General features: G+C 69.6%; 1 protein-coding gene. It reads left to right on the forward strand.

Annotation, left to right across the window (positions count from 1 at the left end; translation table 11 throughout):
• Positions 1–230, forward strand: a 230-nt coding sequence (locus tag ACQG3P_RS25210; protein ID WP_426806567.1) for an L-histidine N(alpha)-methyltransferase, incomplete at both ends; no start/stop codon positions are given.

Consider the following 230-nt stretch of genomic DNA (forward strand, 5'->3'; position numbering starts at 1 on the left):
GCATGCCCTGGCCGATCCGGTGGCCTACACCCCCATCGAAATATCGCGCGCGGCCCTGCTCGACAGCGTGTCACGCCTGGCCGAAGCGCTGCCGGAGAGCGAGATGCTGCCGGTCTGCGCTGACTTCACCCGCCCCGTAACGCTGCCCGAACCGCAGCGCGAACCGGCTCGCCGGCTGCTGTTCTTCCCCGGCTCCACGCTTGGCAACTTCGCCCACGACGATGCCGTGG

The organism is Stenotrophomonas sp. SrG (assembly GCF_050031795.1).
In the GTDB taxonomy this organism is placed as follows: domain Bacteria; phylum Pseudomonadota; class Gammaproteobacteria; order Xanthomonadales; family Xanthomonadaceae; genus Stenotrophomonas; species Stenotrophomonas rhizophila_A.